Source organism: Arthrobacter pascens, assembly GCF_030815585.1.
In the GTDB taxonomy this organism is placed as follows: domain Bacteria; phylum Actinomycetota; class Actinomycetes; order Actinomycetales; family Micrococcaceae; genus Arthrobacter; species Arthrobacter pascens_A.
In genome coordinates this window covers 4,461,868-4,477,191 of record NZ_JAUSWY010000001.1, presented here as the reverse complement: position 1 = coordinate 4,477,191, position 15,324 = coordinate 4,461,868, and the positions used below count along the sequence as shown (strand labels likewise).

Sequence of the window (15,324 nt, the reverse complement as noted above, 5' to 3'; positions counted from 1 at the left end):
CACGCCCGCACCGCCACAAGATTTGGTCCACTTATGGCGTCTTCGGGTCCCGTTACCGGGCATTAGCTGGACATAAACTCTCCGGCTCAGCCTGCGGCGGTGAGGAACTCCTTGAGCAACGGACCAGACGTGGTGGCTCCGAGGCCGCCCTCCTCCACGAAGACAGCCACAGCGAGGTCCCCGTGGACGGCAACGATCCAGGCGTGCGTCTTCGGCGGGTTTTCGTTACCGAATTCCGCCGTTCCGGTCTTGGCACCCACCGGCGCGCCCGGAACGCTGGACAGGAAGCCGGCATGGCCGGACGTGACCACGGCCCGCATCATGTCTGACAGTGCCGCCGCTTCCTCCTTGGTGATCGGTCTGTCGGACGCCTTGGAAGGCGCCTCCGGCGTAACGGTCGACGACGGCTGGCCGGCTTCTGCGCTGGGCTCGAGGGTCGTCCCTGCCGCGGGAGCGCCGGCGCCGGGATTGAGGACCAGCTGCGGTGAGACGGGGGCACCCTTGGCCACTGATCCGGCCATGATGGCCGCGGCGAGCGGCGAAACGAGCACCTTGCCCTGTCCGATCATCGACGCGGCGTGTTCCGTGCCCTCCGCTTCACCGGGAACCGAGCCCAGGAATGCCGCGGCCCCGAGGTTGGGGGCTTCCACTGCCACCCCCATGGACATGGCGGCGGCCTCAAGCTGGGCCTGGGTGACCTTGTCCCGTGCTGCGATGAAGGCGGTGTTGCATGAGTGGGCGAAGGCATCGCGGAGCGTCACCGAACCCAGGGAGTCGGCGGGATAGCCCTCGGAATTCTTGAAGGTCCGGCCGTTCACATTCAGGGTGGGCGTGCATTCAACTTTCGAATCCGGGGTCATGCCGTTGCGGAGCATGGCCAGCGAGTCAATCATCTTGAAGGTGGATCCCGGCGCGTATTCTCCCAGCATGGCGGTGTTGTAACCGTTGCTGCCGGGGCCTGACGCCGCTGCCAGCACCGCTCCGGTGGAGGGGCGGAGGGCCACTATGGCCGACGCCGGACCCACCTTTTCCAGCGTGGTCTCCGCGAGTGCCTGCAGGCTCGGGTCGAGAGTGGTTCTCAGCGGTGTTCCGGGGGTGGGTGCCACCTCAAAGACCACCCGGCGGGGATCGGTACCGGCGGTTCGGATCTCTTCCTGGGCGAGGTCCGCACGCTGGGCCCGGATCACCACGGCGTCTGTACCTCTGAGCTGGGCGTCGTACTGTTGCTGAAGGCCTCCCGTGCCGGTCACGTCCCCGGCGGTCAGGGAGCCGTCGGACGCTTCGATCTGTTCCGCACTGGCCTCACCGACAGACCCGAGCACTGCCCGCGCGAAGGTCCGGCTGGGCGCGAGCGGCAGGGTAGCCGGGATTCCCGTTGCCCCGGGTATGGCGGCGATCTGCTGGTCCGTGATGGTGCGGCCCTCTTCGCGGAGGGTAATAGCGGAAACGAATGCTTCAGGGCCGGAGGCCTGCACCTGCTGGGCATAGCCTGCGGGATCCACACCGACCAACTCTGCCAGCTGGGTGGCCGACGCCGCTGCGTCTGCGGACCCAAGCCGGGGCTTGTCGATGCCGACGTTCACCACCGGACGGTAGGTGACCAACTTGGCGTCGCCGGCGCCCAGGATGTCCGCCCGCTGCGGGGACTGGGAGCCTTTGCTGAGGATTTCACCGTCCGCGAGCCCTTGCACCAGTGTGGCTGGGTCCCAGACCGTCAGCCACTTGTCCGCTGACTTCTTGAGTTTGGCGGAGACGGTGTACTTCCACTCGCCTGCGCCGATTTTCCAGGTGTAGTTCAGCGGGACGGTGGCTGTATCGCCGTCGAGGGTGACCTCGCCGGCTTCGACCGTGGGCTTGTCCGGATCGAGGGCTCTGAACACGTCCCGGAGCTGTTCGTTGGCAACGGCGGAGTCCTTCCCATCAAAGGCGATGGAGCCGACATCCAGAGCTGCAACAGCCGACGCAAGCTGCTTGGCGGCACTTTCCGCGCCGCCTCTGCCGTCGTCGCAGGCGACCAGGGAGGCGCCGAGAATGAGTCCAATGATGGCAAGTGTCAGTTTTTTTGAGTTCCCCACCGCGCTATTATGCCCCGTTTTTGGGTGTGGTTCATGCCACAGGGCTCGCAGAGAGCCTTATTGCCTGATCGCGCGCCGGAGAGCTGCCGGCGGGCAGGAAACTCAGAGGCCGAGGGCGGGGACAGGCAAGCCAAATATGTCTTTGAGGGCATGCTTTGCCGCATGGTACCCCGGCATTCCCGTCACCCCAGGTCCAGGCGGGGTGGAAGACGAGCAAAGATAAACGCCACGCAAAGGTGTCCGCCAGGGTACGGGGGAGACCACGGGCCGCTGCAGCAGTCCGCGTACATCCATCACGCCGGCACTGAAGTCGCCGCCAATGTAGTTTCGGTTGTACTCCGCCAGCTCTGCCGCTGTGGTCACGTGGGCCTGCACCACCACATCCCGGAATCCGGGGGCGAAGCGTTCCAGTTGCACAGTAACGGCCTCACCCATGTTCCTGGTGGATCCGGCCGGCACATGGCAGTAGGTCCACAGGATCTGGCGTCCGGCCGGCGCCCGGCCCTTGTCAAAGGGCGACGGCTGTGCCACCAGCACGTAGGGCCGGTCCGGGTGTCTCCCGGCCGATACCTCGTTTTCGGCGTGAGCCAGCTCGGCGCGGGTCCCGCCGACGTGCACCGTCCCGGCATCGGCCAATACACCGGCTGCCCAGGGGACCGGTGCAGACAGGATGAAGTCCACCTTGCACGACCCGTTCCCGTAGCGGAAGGACTCCAGGGACCGGCGGTATCTGTCGGGAAGCGCGGCACCGGCAATCTTAAGCAGGCCCCGCGGTGCGACATCCAGCAGAGTGGCCCGCGCCGGGACCAGTTCCTCCAGGCTTTCCACTGGTGTCCCGGTATGGATCACCCCGCCGTGGGCCTTGATGTCCTCGGCCAGTGCTGCGGCAATGGAGGCGGATCCGCCAACGGGAACGGGCCAGCCGTCGGCATGTCCCAGGGCACTCAGCATCAGGCCAGCGCCTGCAGCCGCAAGGGACGGGAGGCGCGACACAGCGTGGGCAGCCACTCCGCTGATCAGTGCAGGGGCGAACTCCTCACGAAACCGCACGTTCCATAACGGCGAACCCTGTTCAAGGGTCCGCAGCCCGAAAAGCACCGCCGCCACCGGATCGCCGGGGAAGCGCAGCAGCTGGTGCTGGGTCAGGTCCATAACGCCTTGAATGCGGTGAACCAGCGGGCCCATCAGCCTCCGGTAGGCATCGCCGTCGCGCCCCAACGCCTCAGCCGTCCGGTCCAGCGAGCGGTACGCAAGCGCCGCCCTGCCGCCGTCCAAGGGGGACCCGAAGGAAAGTTCCGGCACCACCAGGTCCACCCGCCGGGCCAACTCGAATGCGCGGAAGAAAGGCGAAGCCAGCGCCATCGGGTGGACTGCGGAGCAGACGTCGTGGAAGTGCATGGGCTGCATCAGTTCTGCCGTGCGGGTCCCGCCGCCAATGGTCGCGGCGGCCTCAAAGACCTCAACGGACAGACCTGCCCGGGCCATGACGGCGGCCGCCGCAAGCCCGTTGGGACCCGATCCGACCACAGCGACATCAGGCATTTGCCTTGGCCCCCCAAGGGAAGAGAGACTCCAGCGGACGCCGGAGGTTGATCCTCAGTGTGTCTGGCGCCCCGTCAAAAGGACCGCCCTGTGGGTCATCGGGGTCTTGGCGACGGACGGGGTCGTACACGGGGTCGTAGATGTCCCAGACCACCCGGACCATCAGATATGCCGTTGCCAGCATATGTGCCGCCACAGCGAGAACGTAATAGGGCATGTCTATATTGTGTTGCGACGACCCTCCGCTGGTCACCTGTCCCAGGTACATCCAGACGGCAGCCCAGTGGAGGCCCTCGATGCCCTGCCAGATGAGGAAATCCCGCCATCGGGGTCTGGCCAATGCCAGGAGAGGGATCAGCCAGATCACGAACTGGGGCGAATACACCTTGTTGGTCAGGATGAACGCCGCCACGATCAGGAACACGAGCTGCGCAAGGCGGGGGCGCCTCGATGCTGTCAGTGCCACCACAGCGATCGCCACGCAGGCCAGCACAAAGAGGTTCAACGCCAATGAATTGATGGTCTCGGCGTCCAGACCCTTCCACCGAAGCCTCGCGGCAACCAGATTGTAGGCGAACCACAATGAGCTGTACCCGGCCGGCCTGTCCTCCGTGAACTGGTAGAAGTACTTCCAACCGGAGGGGTTCATGGCCGCAAAAGGCACATTAACGGCCAGCCAGGAAACCGCGGCTGCGGCGGCCGTGACCAGGAAGGTCCGGATCCGCCCCGTGCGCAGGGCAAGCAGCAAAATGGCCCCGAAAATCAACACCGGGTATAGCTTTGTGGCGGTGCCCAGCCCTATCAGGACACCCGCCAGCACCAGCCGCTCACGGGAGAAGAAATACATTCCGAGGGCCAGGAAGCCCACAGCCCACATGTCCCAGTTGATAGTCCCTGCCAGGACGATCCCAGGGGCCAATGCCACCATGGCCGCATCCCAAGGGCGGCGGCGCGTCATGCGCGCCGTAGCGAGCACGGTCACGATCCAGACGGCGGCAATGAGCGTGGCGTTGACGTCAAAGTATCCCAGGATGCGGGCGTCGCTGACACCTTCGCCGGGGACCATCAACGCAGTGATTCCGGCGATCAGCCCCATCAGAACGGGATACTCAAACATGCTGCCCTGGCTGATGAACGGGAATGTTCCCTCACCCAGGCCGCGGTTGCGGAACAGCTCCGGGAAGTCGGAGTAGCACGTGGAGTAGAACTGGCTGGGTGACTCCCAGCCGTTGACACGGCAGTAGCCCTTGACAACGATGCCAGCCAGCGCGGCCAGGACGGTCATGATGATCAGCACGCGTTCCACGGTGAACGCGCCAGGGGAGACAATTCCGGGAGCCGAGCGGGAACCCAGGGGTCCGCCGATCAGCTCCGTGAAGTTCCTGAGCAGAAGGTCACTGCGGCTCGGAACAACCAGGCGGGGTCGTCGTCGGTGCGCCGGCGGTTTAGTCTCCTGCATGTTCTCGAGCTTACCGGTGTGGTTAAACGGGGGAGCCCACGCGTCGCCGCGTGGGCTCCTTGCGGATTGCCACAGATGTGCGCGCCATCAGCTCCTCCTGGCGATCGAAGAGGGACCGCGGAGTCAGCTCATTCCGCGCATCTGCTGGTGCATCAGGATGAAAACGTATTCGCGATGTTGGTCCAGCAGTTCCCCGTTGAAGTCACGGGGATCCTCGCGGATTGACTTGCGGCCGGAAAACAGTAATTCCTGGATTTTCTTGATCATGGTGGTCACCTCCTTTGGCGAGATTCGGGCAGCCCGGCTGGCAGGCTGGGAGCGGGATGGCGCTGCTGTTCTGACGGTCATCGTTTCCTCGGATCTTTACTGTTATGGAATTGGTCATGACAAATAGAGCCGTTTATAGTCGCGACAATAAACGCCTGAATATTGGCAAAGGAATGCCCGGTGCTAATTAATAGGATTCGCAGAATGCGAAAATAGGGCCCCTGAGGCTGGCGCTGCAGACCCAACAAGAAGCTGGTTCTGAACTATGGGGTGCTGCGCAACCGCGGGGTTCCGCCTGGACCAGGTACTGACAACCGGCCGCCCTGCTAGGGGAGGCTAATAAGTAGCTATCGCTCCACTGATGCCGGGCATCAGGAGCAAAAGACCTTAGGAGTCAGTTCGTCGGTCAAGATGGCGCGCATGTGCGACAGGGGCCGGGAACGCGGTGATGGTCATCTTCCATCCGCTAGTCAAAGTAATCATTTCTCCCAACCTCCTTTTCCGCTAAGCCGTTGCACCAGCTGACTGGCCAGGCAACGCGCGCCGCGACCCCGGCAAGCCGCTCTGGGGTCAGAAATAAAATTACACTACGAATGCGGCAGTTCGCCACTTAATTCGCAAAGATTTCAAAGAAGTTTGTAAATATGCCTTTTACAGTCCCCAGCGGACAATGGCCGGAGTCTTTTTATCCCAGCCAAGGGTGCAGACCTTTGCAGTTCCCAGGATGAAATGCCGGCCTTCAGCGGGCGGAAGTTCCAGCCAGCGTGCAGTCAGAATCCTGGAGAAGTGTCCATGCGCCACAATCAGTACGTTGTCCAGCCCGGATTCAAGCACCCTGGCCACAATCTTGTCTGCGCGGGCAGCGACCTCGTCCAGTGTCTCGCCGTTGGGCACCCCATGTGTCCAGATCAGATAGTCCGGGTTGTCCTTGCGGATCAGGTCCGAGCTGATGCCCTCGTAGTCGCCGTAGTTCCACTCCACAGCCAAGGGCTCGTGCTGAGCGTCAGGAAACCCGGCCAGTTCCGCCGTGCGCCGGGCGCGGCGCAGGGGAGACGTCAGCACCAGGTCGAAATCCACTGTGTCCAGGACCTTCCGTGCTTCCACAGCCTGCTGCTCGCCTTCCACTGTCAGTGGCAGGTCCGTGAGCCCGGTGTATTGCCCGCTCTTGGACCACTCAGTCTCACCGTGGCGCAGGATCCAGAGCTGGGGACGGGGGGTGACGGCTCGGAAGTTCACTTGGACTCCTCATTAGGGGAAATTTCGACGTCGGCAGGAGCGTTTTCAGCCTCCGGCACCGGGGGTGCTGATTCTGGCTGCTCCGCCCACCAGTTCAGCAACCTGGACTCCGCGTCATCCGGTTGCAGCGGTCCGTTTTCCATCCGTTCCTCCAAAAGGAACTTGTAGGCGCGGCCCACCACGGGACCTGGTCTGAGTCCCAGGATGGCCATGATCTGGGCTCCATCCAGGTCAGGACGGACGGCGTCCAGGGACTCCTGCTCCCTCAAGGCGGCAATCCGGGCTTCAAGGTCATCGTAGGCAAAGGCGAGCCGTTCCGCCTTCCGCTGGTTCCGTGTGGTGACGTCCGAGCGCGTGAGCCGGTGCAGCCGTTCCAGGAGCGGGCCGGCGTCCGTCACGTAGCGCCGGACGGCAGAGTCACTCCACCCGGCGTCTCCGTATCCGTAAAAACGCATGTGCAGCTCCACGAGGCGGGCCACTGCCTTGATCGTGTCGTTGTCGAAGCGGAGGGTCTTCATCCTCTTGGCAGTGAGCTTGGACCCCACCATGTCGTGATGGCGGAAGCTGACGGCGCCGCCCGGTTCAAATCGCCGCGTAGCCGGCTTGCCGACGTCGTGCATCAGCGCCGCGAACCGCAACACAAAATCCGGAGCCGGCACCGCGCCGTCGGCATCCGTCTCAAGGTCTGCCGCTTGCTCCAGTACCTGCAGGGAATGCTGGTAGACGTCTTTGTGCCGGTGATGCTCGTCCGCCTCGAGCCGCAGTGCGGACACCTCGGGCAGCACAAAATCCGCCAGGCCGGTGTCCACCAGCAAGTCAACCCCCAGGCGCGGGTGTGGCCCGCAGATGAGCTTGACCAGCTCATCACGGACGCGTTCGGCGGAGATGATGGTGATCCGTTCGGCCATCTGGGTCATAGCCAGACGGACGTCGTCGTGCACGGAAATCCCCAGTTGGGATGCAAACCGGGCGGCGCGCATCATCCGGAGCGGATCGTCGGAAAACGAAGCCTCGGGGGCGCCGGGCGTGGTGAGGACGGAGGCGTGAAGGTCCCGGATACCGCCAAACGGGTCGATGAGCTCCAAGGCCGGCAACCGCAGTGCCATGGCATTGATGGTGAAGTCGCGGCGCAGCAGGTCATCCGTCAGTGACGAACCGAACGCCACCACGGGCTTGCGGGACTCGGGATCATAAGCCTCGGCGCGGTAAGTGGTGATTTCGATCTGGAAGCCGGCTTTGCGCATGCCGATGGTTCCGAACGCCCGGCCGATTTCCCAGTAGTTGTCCGCCCATTTCTTGATCAGGGCCACAGTCTGGTCAGGCGTGGCGTCCGTTGTGAAGTCCAGGTCCGGCGACGTCCGCCCGAGGAAAAGGTCCCGCACCGGCCCGCCTACCAGCGACAGCTCGTGACCGGCGTCGACAAAGCGCTGCCCGAGTTCCAGGACCACCGGGTCCACCTGGAAATCAACGGTGTGGGTATCAGTCTTGTGATGTACGTGCGCCATAGTTACTTAAGCTTGTCAGAAGATAGCAAATAGGTAGCAAATCGGCTGAGAAGCCGGTCATCATTCTTGGCGCGGGGCCGGAATGAGTCACCTGCAGTCCATCTTGATGTCATGTTCCGGTCATCACGGAGGGGCAAGAGTCGTTAGAGTGGACTTCATGGCCCATCCCGTACCGAGCGCTCCCGGCAGGAGGACAAACGCACCGTTGCCGTCGGCAATCGGTGCGCACATCGCGCCTGCCCCGCATTCGGCTCCGGCCTCACTCCCTACTGTTGAGGAAATATCCGCCGGCGGCGTTGTGGTGGACACGTCCGACGGCGAATTGAGGGTTGCGATTATTGCCCGCCTTAATAGGGGCGGACGGCTGGAGTGGTGCCTGCCCAAGGGCCATCCGGAGGGCAAGGAAAACAACGAACAGGCCGCCGTCCGCGAGATTGCCGAGGAAACCGGCATTGACGGCCGCATCCTGGCTCCGCTGGGCAGCATCGACTACTGGTTCACGGTCAGCGGGCACCGGGTCCACAAAACCGTCCATCACTACCTCCTGCGCGCCACCGGCGGGGAGCTCACCATCGAAAACGATCCTGACCAGGAAGCCGTTGACGTGGCATGGGTGCCCATTGAGGAACTGGCGCGGAAACTCTCCTTCCCCAATGAGCGCCGCATCGCGGACCTGGCCCGGGAAGTCCTGCCCGAACACCTCTGATGGTCCCGCCACCTTGTCTATAACCCGACTCGTCTGTAACCGAATCAACCGCGGCACACGTTGCGGCATTAACCGTGTCCGGGTGAGACGATGAAGTCGATGCCAGCTACCAACTTCCCTTCCGATAACGCAGGCAACGCCGGCGAGGCCGAACCTGCCGCCGTGCAGCCCAGCGAAACCCGCTCGAGTGCCATCATGGCTGCGGGCACGCTGGTATCGCGGTTCCTGGGCTTCGGCAAGACGTGGATGCTGGGCACTGCCTTGGGCCTCGGCTCCACCGTTAACGACACATTCATCAATGCCAACAACCTGCCCAACCTGATCTTCCTGCTGGTTGCAGGTGGCGTGTTTAATGCCGTCCTCGTGCCACAGATCATCAAGGCCAGCAAGGCGCCGGACAGGGGAGCGGACTACATCAGCCGGCTGCTGACGTTGGCTGTGCTGCTACTGCTCGGACTGACTGCCCTGGTCACGCTGGCGGCGCCGTGGGTCATTGAGCTCACCACCCAGGGCTACTCGCCGCAGCAGAAATCTTTGGCGGTCGCGTTCGCGTTCTGGTGCCTGCCGCAGATCTTTTTCTACGGCCTGTACGCACTCCTCACCCAGGTCCTCAACGCCAACGGTGCGTTCGGTCCTGCCATGTGGGCACCCATCCTGAACAACCTGGTGGCGATCGCCGGTCTGGGCATGTTCATCTGGATCTTCGGCGCGAACGAATTCAACCCTCATACCCTCGATAACTGGGGCTCAACGCAGACCTTGCTGGTGGCAGGATTCTCCACGATCGGAGTGCTGGCCCAGACCGCCATCCTGATGATTCCGGTGTTCCGACTCAGGCTGGGCCTCCGGCCGCGGTTTGGCTGGCGGGGGGTGGGACTGGGCCAGGCAGCAAAGCTGAGCGTGTGGACGCTCCTGACCGCCGCCGTCGGGCAGTTGGCCTTCCTGTATGTCATGCGCATCGCCACTATTCCCGGCGCCGAGCGTCTCAGGCTGGAGAAGGCGGGGGATCCGGCAGCGGAGATGCTCCCTGGCAACGCCGTGCTGGAAGTGGCCAGCCAGCTGTACCTGCTGCCCCACTCGATCATTGCGCTCTCCCTGGCCACCGTCCTCTTCAACCGGATGACCCGAGCCTCCCAGGACGGCAACCGCGCAGAGCTCCGCGACGCCCTGTCGCACGGCCTGCGCACCATGGCCGTGGCTACGGTCTTTGGCGCGCTGGCCCTCTTTGCCCTGGCCGGGCCGCTGGGCATGTTCTTCTCCGGCGGGGAACGCCAGGACGGCGTGATGCTGGCCCAGACGCTCACCCTCCTGGCCCTGAGCACTCCCTTCATGAGCGCGAACTTCATGATGTCCCGGGTCTTCTACGCCAATGAAGACGCCCGCACCCCCTTCTACATCCAGCTCCTCCTGGCCCTCGTCTACGTTGTTGGGGCCTTTGCCATCCAGTTCCTGCCCGTTGGCCAAGTCATCTACGCCATCGCCATCCTGTACATGGTTGGTAACATCCTCTCCGTGGTCATCAGCGCATACTTCCTGCGCCGGCTGCTGGGGCACTTGGACGGCCCCCGTATCGCCAACTCGTATATCCGGATGGGGTATGCGGCCCTCGGTTCCGCAATAGCCGGTGCCGGGGCTTTGTGGCTCATGGGCAGCTACAGCCCGGACGGCTTTGCCTGGAGTGACCGGATTGCAGCCCTTGTGACCGTCATCGTCGTGGGGCCGGTCATGCTGGTGGCCTATGTCTTCCTGCTCAAGATCTTCCATGTGCAGGAACTGCGCGATCTGATGCGCCCCCTGCTGGGCCGGCTGGGCCGCGGTACGGCGCAAGGGCAGGCGGACGCCGGCGGCGGAAGTCCCTCGTCGTCCAGCACGGCTGCCCGCGACTCGGGAGCGGAACGTACGACGCCGGAACGCGCCACTCTCTCCGTGGACACCGGCCTGATTCCGCGGATCTCCGGCGAATTCGACGCCGTCTCATTCCGCGCCGGACCGGTGCCGGAACGCCACGCAGCGCCGGCGGCTCCTGCGGACCCCGGAACCGGGCCTGGCCCCGACGGCGGCTACCTGCCCGCCGAGGACGTGCCCGGTACTGCGCAAGGAAGCCTGCTGCGCGAGGAGATACCGTTGCCAGGCCGGCATACCTTCCAGGGCAAGGCTGGCCACAACCCGCACTTCAAGTCCCGGCGGCCCCGGAAAAAGTGATTCCCACGGGGTTTTCCGCTGCCTGTCTCCAACGGTCGCAGCGGCCAATCGGCTAGGATCGAAAGTGAACAGGGGTAGTTGCAGTCAAGTGTCAGCCGGCTCGTCGGCCGTCATTTCACCGGCGGCGGCATCATCTATGCCCGGCAATTCCCGGACAGTCTAGGAGGAACACGTGTCCCACCCGATCGATGTTGGATCAGTACTCGGCGGCCGTTACAAGGTCACAGCCACGGTATTGACCTCGCACGACCACGATCTGGTGCTGGACGGGGTGGACCAGGTTCTCAACCGTCCGGTCAGCATTCTGGTTGCCGGCCCGGACAACACGGAGCAGGTGGCACAGAGCGCCCGCGAGGTGGCCACCGGTGAACGGCCCGGCCATGTCCAGGTGCTGGATCTCGGCGTCTCCGAGGCCGCCACGTACCTGATCACCAACCACACCTCCGCCGCCGATCTGCTGGACCTGGTGGTCGCAGCTCACCCTCCCTACGTTGAGCCGTTCTTCACGGACACCCTGGGCAGTGAAATCTTCGGCCAGCAGCGTTCCCATGAGCCCGAACCGTACGACGACGAAGAGAACGTCGACGCCGGCTACATCAACTACGCGGGCAATCACCAGAGCCAGGTTGACCCGTATCGGTCAGCCCAGCCAGTGGTCCCGCCCAGGCCGCCGGCCCGTCCGACGTCGGCCCCTGCTTCAGGTGCCGCAGGCACCGGGGCTGCGGGAACGGCGGCTGGCGCCGGTGCGGCCGCTGGTGCTGGCAGGGCAGCCGTTGGCGAGGCAGAATCCCGCGACGACGACGCAGCAGAACCGTCCGCAGCCGAATCACCGGCCGGACTGCAGGCCCCCACGGCGCCGCAGCCGAAGCAGTCCGCCGGCGGGCAAACTGACGTCCCTGCCTCTGGAACGGCCGGGCCTGAGGATGGTAGGGGTTCCGGATCGCCAAAAGTATCGCTCTGGTCCGAGGATGACTACCTCTCTAGCCCTGGAGACCAAGACGCCACCTATGGCGACTCGGCCAACGCCGGCCAACCCCGCGAACAGGAGCGTTCAGCAAGGAACTTCCCTGCTTTTGCCCGGTCCACGGCCGCTGGGGCTGCCGTTCCTCCCGCCGCTGGGACAGGCGACTTCGACGACGATGAGCCTGAGCGCGAACCCCGTTCCATGCGCTGGCTCGTGGGAGGCCTTTTGGCAGTGGTATTGGTTGCCGGGCTGGTCTTCGCGGTGACCAACTTGGGCAGCCTCTTCAAAGCCGATCCCCAGGCCAACACCACCCCCGGTGCCTCCAACTCGGCCCCGGCAGACCCCGGTACGGCCGGCCCGACGAACTCGGCACGGCCCGCAGCACCGCCTGCCATCGAAAGCATCACCCGCCAGGGAAATTTTGACTTCGCTGCCACTTATGACGTGGATCTGGTGAAGGCATATGACGGCAACCCTGCCAGTTACTGGTCGGATATGGAGTTCGCCACCGAAAATTGGGGCGGGCTTGCCACCGGCGGCGTTCCGCTCATCATCAAGCTCAAGGACCCCGCCACGGTTTCCTCCGTCACCCTGACCCAGTTGGGTGCTTCCGGAGGAAATGTCAGTGTATTCACTAATGACCGTCCGTCATTGGACGGAGCCAGGCAGGTGGGGACCAACAGCTTTACCTCCACGGACCTGACCATGCCCCTTGCTGAGCCCGTAGAGGCCGAATACGTCATCGTGTCCATCAAGAGCCTCCCCAAGCTGGCCGCCCCCAAGACCCGCTACGGCTATGGAATCCGCCTGGCGGAAATCAAAATCCAGTAGGTTGCCTTAGCCGCCGCAACTGAGCCGCGTCTACGTCGCCGGGAGTCACCCTGGCGGTAACAGGCGCGGCTCTGCTGTACCAGACGGTAATCTAGTGGGGCGTCTTGTTGAGGTGATTCTCCGTTTCCAGGGCGCCCGGAATATTCACCATGGAGATTCAGTTGTGCCATGTGGCCGGCCCCAAAAGCCGACCATCAACTAAGGAAGAGGTTCACCGTTCAGTGAGCAACGCAGAAAACACCGCGTCTGAAGTACGTGATGTCATCATCGTCGGCTCTGGCCCGGCTGGTTACACGGCAGCTGTCTACACGGCCCGTGCCAACCTGAAGCCCTTGCTTCTGGCAGGTTCTGTCACCGCCGGCGGCGAACTGATGAACACCACCGACGTCGAAAACTACCCTGGGTTCCCGGAAGGCATCATGGGTCCGGACCTCATGGAGAACTTCGAAAAGCAGGCGGCCCGGTTCGGCACTGAGATCCAGTTCGAGGATGTCACGGCGCTGCAGCTCGACGGAGACATCAAGACGGTCACCATCGCCACTGGTGAGTCGTTCCAGACCCGAGCGATCATCCTCTCGACGGGATCCGCGTACCGCGAGCTCGGCCTGCCGAACGAGAAGCGACTCTCCGGCCACGGAGTCAGCTGGTGCGCAACCTGCGACGGTTTCTTTTTCAAGGATCAGGACATCGCCGTCATTGGCGGGGGAGACTCAGCCATGGAAGAGGCACTGTTCCTGACCAAGTTCGCCAAGTCGGTCACTGTTGTTCACCGCCGTGATTCGCTTAAGGCCTCCAAGATCATGGCCGACCGTGCGCTGGCTCATGAGAAGATCAGTTTTGTCTGGAACAGCACCGTGGATGACGTCATCGGAGAAGACAAGGTAACCGGGCTCAAGATCAAGAACCTCCTGGACGGTGCCGTTTCCGACCTTCCAGTTACCGGCGTCTTTGTAGCGATCGGAAACGATCCGCGCACCGAATTGGTCAGGGACAGCCTGGAGATGACCGCGGTCGGCACCATCGCCGTGGAGGGCCGCAGCTCCAAGACCAGCGTTCCGGGCGTTTTTGCCGCCGGCGATGTTGTTGACCCCACGTACCGCCAGGCCATCACAGCCTCTGGCTCCGGATGTGTCGCCGCCATCGATGTAGAACACTACCTCGCAGACCTACACGCGTAATCCGCGTTACCGCCGTTCGAAGAGAGAGACAAGGTTATGAGCAACGCCAAAGACGTAACAGATGCAAGTTTCGGCACGGACGTACTGTCAGCCGACAAGCCGGTAATTGTGGACTTCTGGGCAGAGTGGTGCGGTCCCTGCCGCAAACTGGGCCCCATCCTCGACGAGATCTCTGTTCAGTATGGTGAGAAGGTAAATGTCGTCAAGGTGAATGTGGACGATAACCCGGCCATTGCCGCTGAATACGGCATCACGTCAATTCCGGCCGTATATCTCTTCAAGGACGGTCAGGTGAAGAACACCGTGATCGGCGCCAAGCCCAAGCAGTTCTTCGAAAAGGAATTTGCAGACGTACTGTCCTAGGGCGTATCGCCCCCGCCGCAGTTGAGCCTGACTCACCGGCCGAAGAAGTGGCCACCGCTCCAGGGAGCGGTGGCCACTTCTTTTTGTTTCGCGGTTGGCTCCTCCTCTGCGGCCACGTCCGAGGGAGTGCCGGCTGTCTTATTTGTGGTGCCGGACCAGTGGCCCCACGCGCGCTCCGTGGTGGAAGCGCATCCGGGGCTTTGCCGGCAGAAAGCATAGGATCATGGTTTCATAACACGTCTGTGTTGTACGCATAGGCCTCTCCTCGACGGTGAGAACTGGGATGCACACCTGGGGCGAAGAATCGCTTGTTGTTCAGTGAACCCCTCGACCACACACGGGGAGGGTGCCGTTTCACGTGAAACAACGCGCATGGGAGTGAAGGTGGCTGACGACCGCGGGCCCTCCAGCTTGTATTCTTCCGCCCCACCCTCCGTTACTACGGGGCCAATCGGGCGGCGGGTGTTTCACGTGAAACATCTGCGCATGGGGCCGAGCGCAGATGACGGCGGCGGGCTTCCGTATTTTTCCAGAGTCGAGCGGACCGGCGCCTAAACCAATGCCATTCGGAACTGAGAGCCTCTTCGACACCTATTGCCGTCACCGGATATGAATGTCAGGCTCCACTTCGACAACAAGCGACCTCTGTTGGCAACCACGCGGAGCCCTCGACCTGCCAAGAATGGCTCGGCATGACCAATCCGGCCCGATCGGCGTGGATTGGATCGGTGGTTACCTCGCGGTTTAGTGTGGACATCACATTCCTCAAGGTGCAACTGCTTTAGGGGTCGCTCGTAGATAGCAGCAACATTTTCGAACCGTTTCGGTGAGTTCGGCGCGTTTGCTGTCCACCCTGAACAATGGAATGCTGCGTTTCGACTACGAACAATACGAACGATGAACCGGATAGTCGGGAACCAGGAGCAGTTTTTACAGTGCAAAGCCAATGCCACTCGATGAAGGGCGAGAGGATGTGTAGATATCCGAAGAATGTTC

Annotated in this window: 11 protein-coding genes; 5 read left to right on the top strand and 6 right to left on the bottom strand. The window is 63.1% G+C overall.

Annotated elements, in window-relative coordinates; genetic code table 11:
* Positions 1 to 86: 86 nt before the first annotated feature.
* The 6 genes from QFZ30_RS20715 to QFZ30_RS20690 form a co-directional block, all read right to left on the bottom strand.
* Positions 87 to 2,075, bottom strand: a complete 1,989-nt coding sequence (locus tag QFZ30_RS20715; protein WP_307079519.1) for a penicillin-binding transpeptidase domain-containing protein — start codon at positions 2,073 to 2,075, stop codon at positions 87 to 89.
* Between the two features lie 102 nt (positions 2,076 to 2,177).
* On the bottom strand, positions 2,178 to 3,617 hold the full coding sequence (locus QFZ30_RS20710; RefSeq protein ID WP_307079517.1) for a phytoene desaturase family protein: 1,440 nt from the start codon (positions 3,615 to 3,617) through the stop codon (positions 2,178 to 2,180).
* Positions 3,610 to 5,076 (bottom strand): glycosyltransferase family 87 protein, encoded by a 1,467-nt coding sequence (locus QFZ30_RS20705; protein WP_307079515.1) that lies wholly within the window; start codon positions 5,074 to 5,076, stop codon positions 3,610 to 3,612. Before QFZ30_RS20705 ends, QFZ30_RS20710 begins: the two co-directional genes overlap by 8 nt.
* A 123-nt stretch (positions 5,077 to 5,199) precedes the next feature.
* The gene (locus QFZ30_RS20700; protein ID WP_307079513.1) at positions 5,200 to 5,343 is read right to left on the bottom strand and encodes a hypothetical protein; all 144 of its coding nucleotides are present in this window, start codon (positions 5,341 to 5,343) and stop codon (positions 5,200 to 5,202) included.
* Between the two features lie 651 nt (positions 5,344 to 5,994).
* Positions 5,995 to 6,579 carry a histidine phosphatase family protein gene (locus QFZ30_RS20695; protein ID WP_307079512.1) on the bottom strand — a complete coding sequence of 195 codons (585 nt, stop codon included), beginning with the start codon at positions 6,577 to 6,579 and terminating at the stop codon, positions 5,995 to 5,997.
* Complete coding sequence (locus QFZ30_RS20690; protein WP_307079510.1) at positions 6,576 to 8,084, bottom strand: CCA tRNA nucleotidyltransferase; 1,509 nt, start codon at positions 8,082 to 8,084, stop codon at positions 6,576 to 6,578. The genes QFZ30_RS20695 and QFZ30_RS20690 overlap by 4 nt, the downstream gene beginning before the upstream one ends.
* Before the next feature lie 205 nt (positions 8,085 to 8,289).
* On the opposite strand from QFZ30_RS20690, the gene QFZ30_RS20685 reads away from it, so the two are divergent.
* The 5 genes from QFZ30_RS20685 (at position 8,290) to trxA (ending at position 14,328) form a co-directional block, all read left to right on the top strand.
* The gene (locus tag QFZ30_RS20685; protein WP_307080404.1) at positions 8,290 to 8,790 is read left to right on the top strand and encodes an NUDIX hydrolase; all 501 of its coding nucleotides are present in this window, start codon (positions 8,290 to 8,292) and stop codon (positions 8,788 to 8,790) included.
* 99 nt (positions 8,791 to 8,889) lie between these two features.
* Positions 8,890 to 10,992 (top strand): murein biosynthesis integral membrane protein MurJ, encoded by a 2,103-nt coding sequence (murJ, locus tag QFZ30_RS20680; RefSeq protein WP_307079508.1) that lies wholly within the window; start codon positions 8,890 to 8,892, stop codon positions 10,990 to 10,992.
* Positions 10,993 to 11,164: 172 nt separating this feature from the next.
* On the top strand, positions 11,165 to 12,787 hold the full coding sequence (locus QFZ30_RS20675; protein WP_307079506.1) for an ABC transporter substrate-binding protein: 1,623 nt from the start codon (positions 11,165 to 11,167) through the stop codon (positions 12,785 to 12,787).
* A 221-nt stretch (positions 12,788 to 13,008) separates the two neighbouring features.
* Positions 13,009 to 13,965 carry a thioredoxin-disulfide reductase gene (gene trxB / locus QFZ30_RS20670; protein ID WP_307079503.1) on the top strand — a complete coding sequence of 319 codons (957 nt, stop codon included), beginning with the start codon at positions 13,009 to 13,011 and terminating at the stop codon, positions 13,963 to 13,965.
* A 36-nt stretch (positions 13,966 to 14,001) separates the two neighbouring features.
* Positions 14,002 to 14,328 carry a thioredoxin gene (trxA, locus tag QFZ30_RS20665; RefSeq protein WP_307079501.1) on the top strand — a complete coding sequence of 109 codons (327 nt, stop codon included), beginning with the start codon at positions 14,002 to 14,004 and terminating at the stop codon, positions 14,326 to 14,328.
* Positions 14,329 to 15,324: the final 996 nt, after the last annotated feature.

Bases quoted from the DNA above. Each gene is read 5' to 3' on its own strand.
- QFZ30_RS20710 (WP_307079517.1), bottom strand. From the start codon at position 3,617: ATGCCTGATGTCGCTGTGGTCGGATCGGGTCCCAACGGGCTTGCGGCG.
- QFZ30_RS20705 (WP_307079515.1), bottom strand. From the start codon at position 5,076: ATGCAGGAGACTAAACCGCCGGCGCACCGACGACGACCCCGCCTGGTT.
- QFZ30_RS20700 (WP_307079513.1), bottom strand. From the start codon at position 5,343: ATGATCAAGAAAATCCAGGAATTACTGTTTTCCGGCCGCAAGTCAATC.
- QFZ30_RS20690 (WP_307079510.1), bottom strand. From the start codon at position 8,084: ATGGCGCACGTACATCACAAGACTGATACCCACACCGTTGATTTCCAG.
- murJ (WP_307079508.1), top strand. From the start codon at position 8,890: ATGCCAGCTACCAACTTCCCTTCCGATAACGCAGGCAACGCCGGCGAG.
- trxA (WP_307079501.1), top strand. From the start codon at position 14,002: ATGAGCAACGCCAAAGACGTAACAGATGCAAGTTTCGGCACGGACGTA.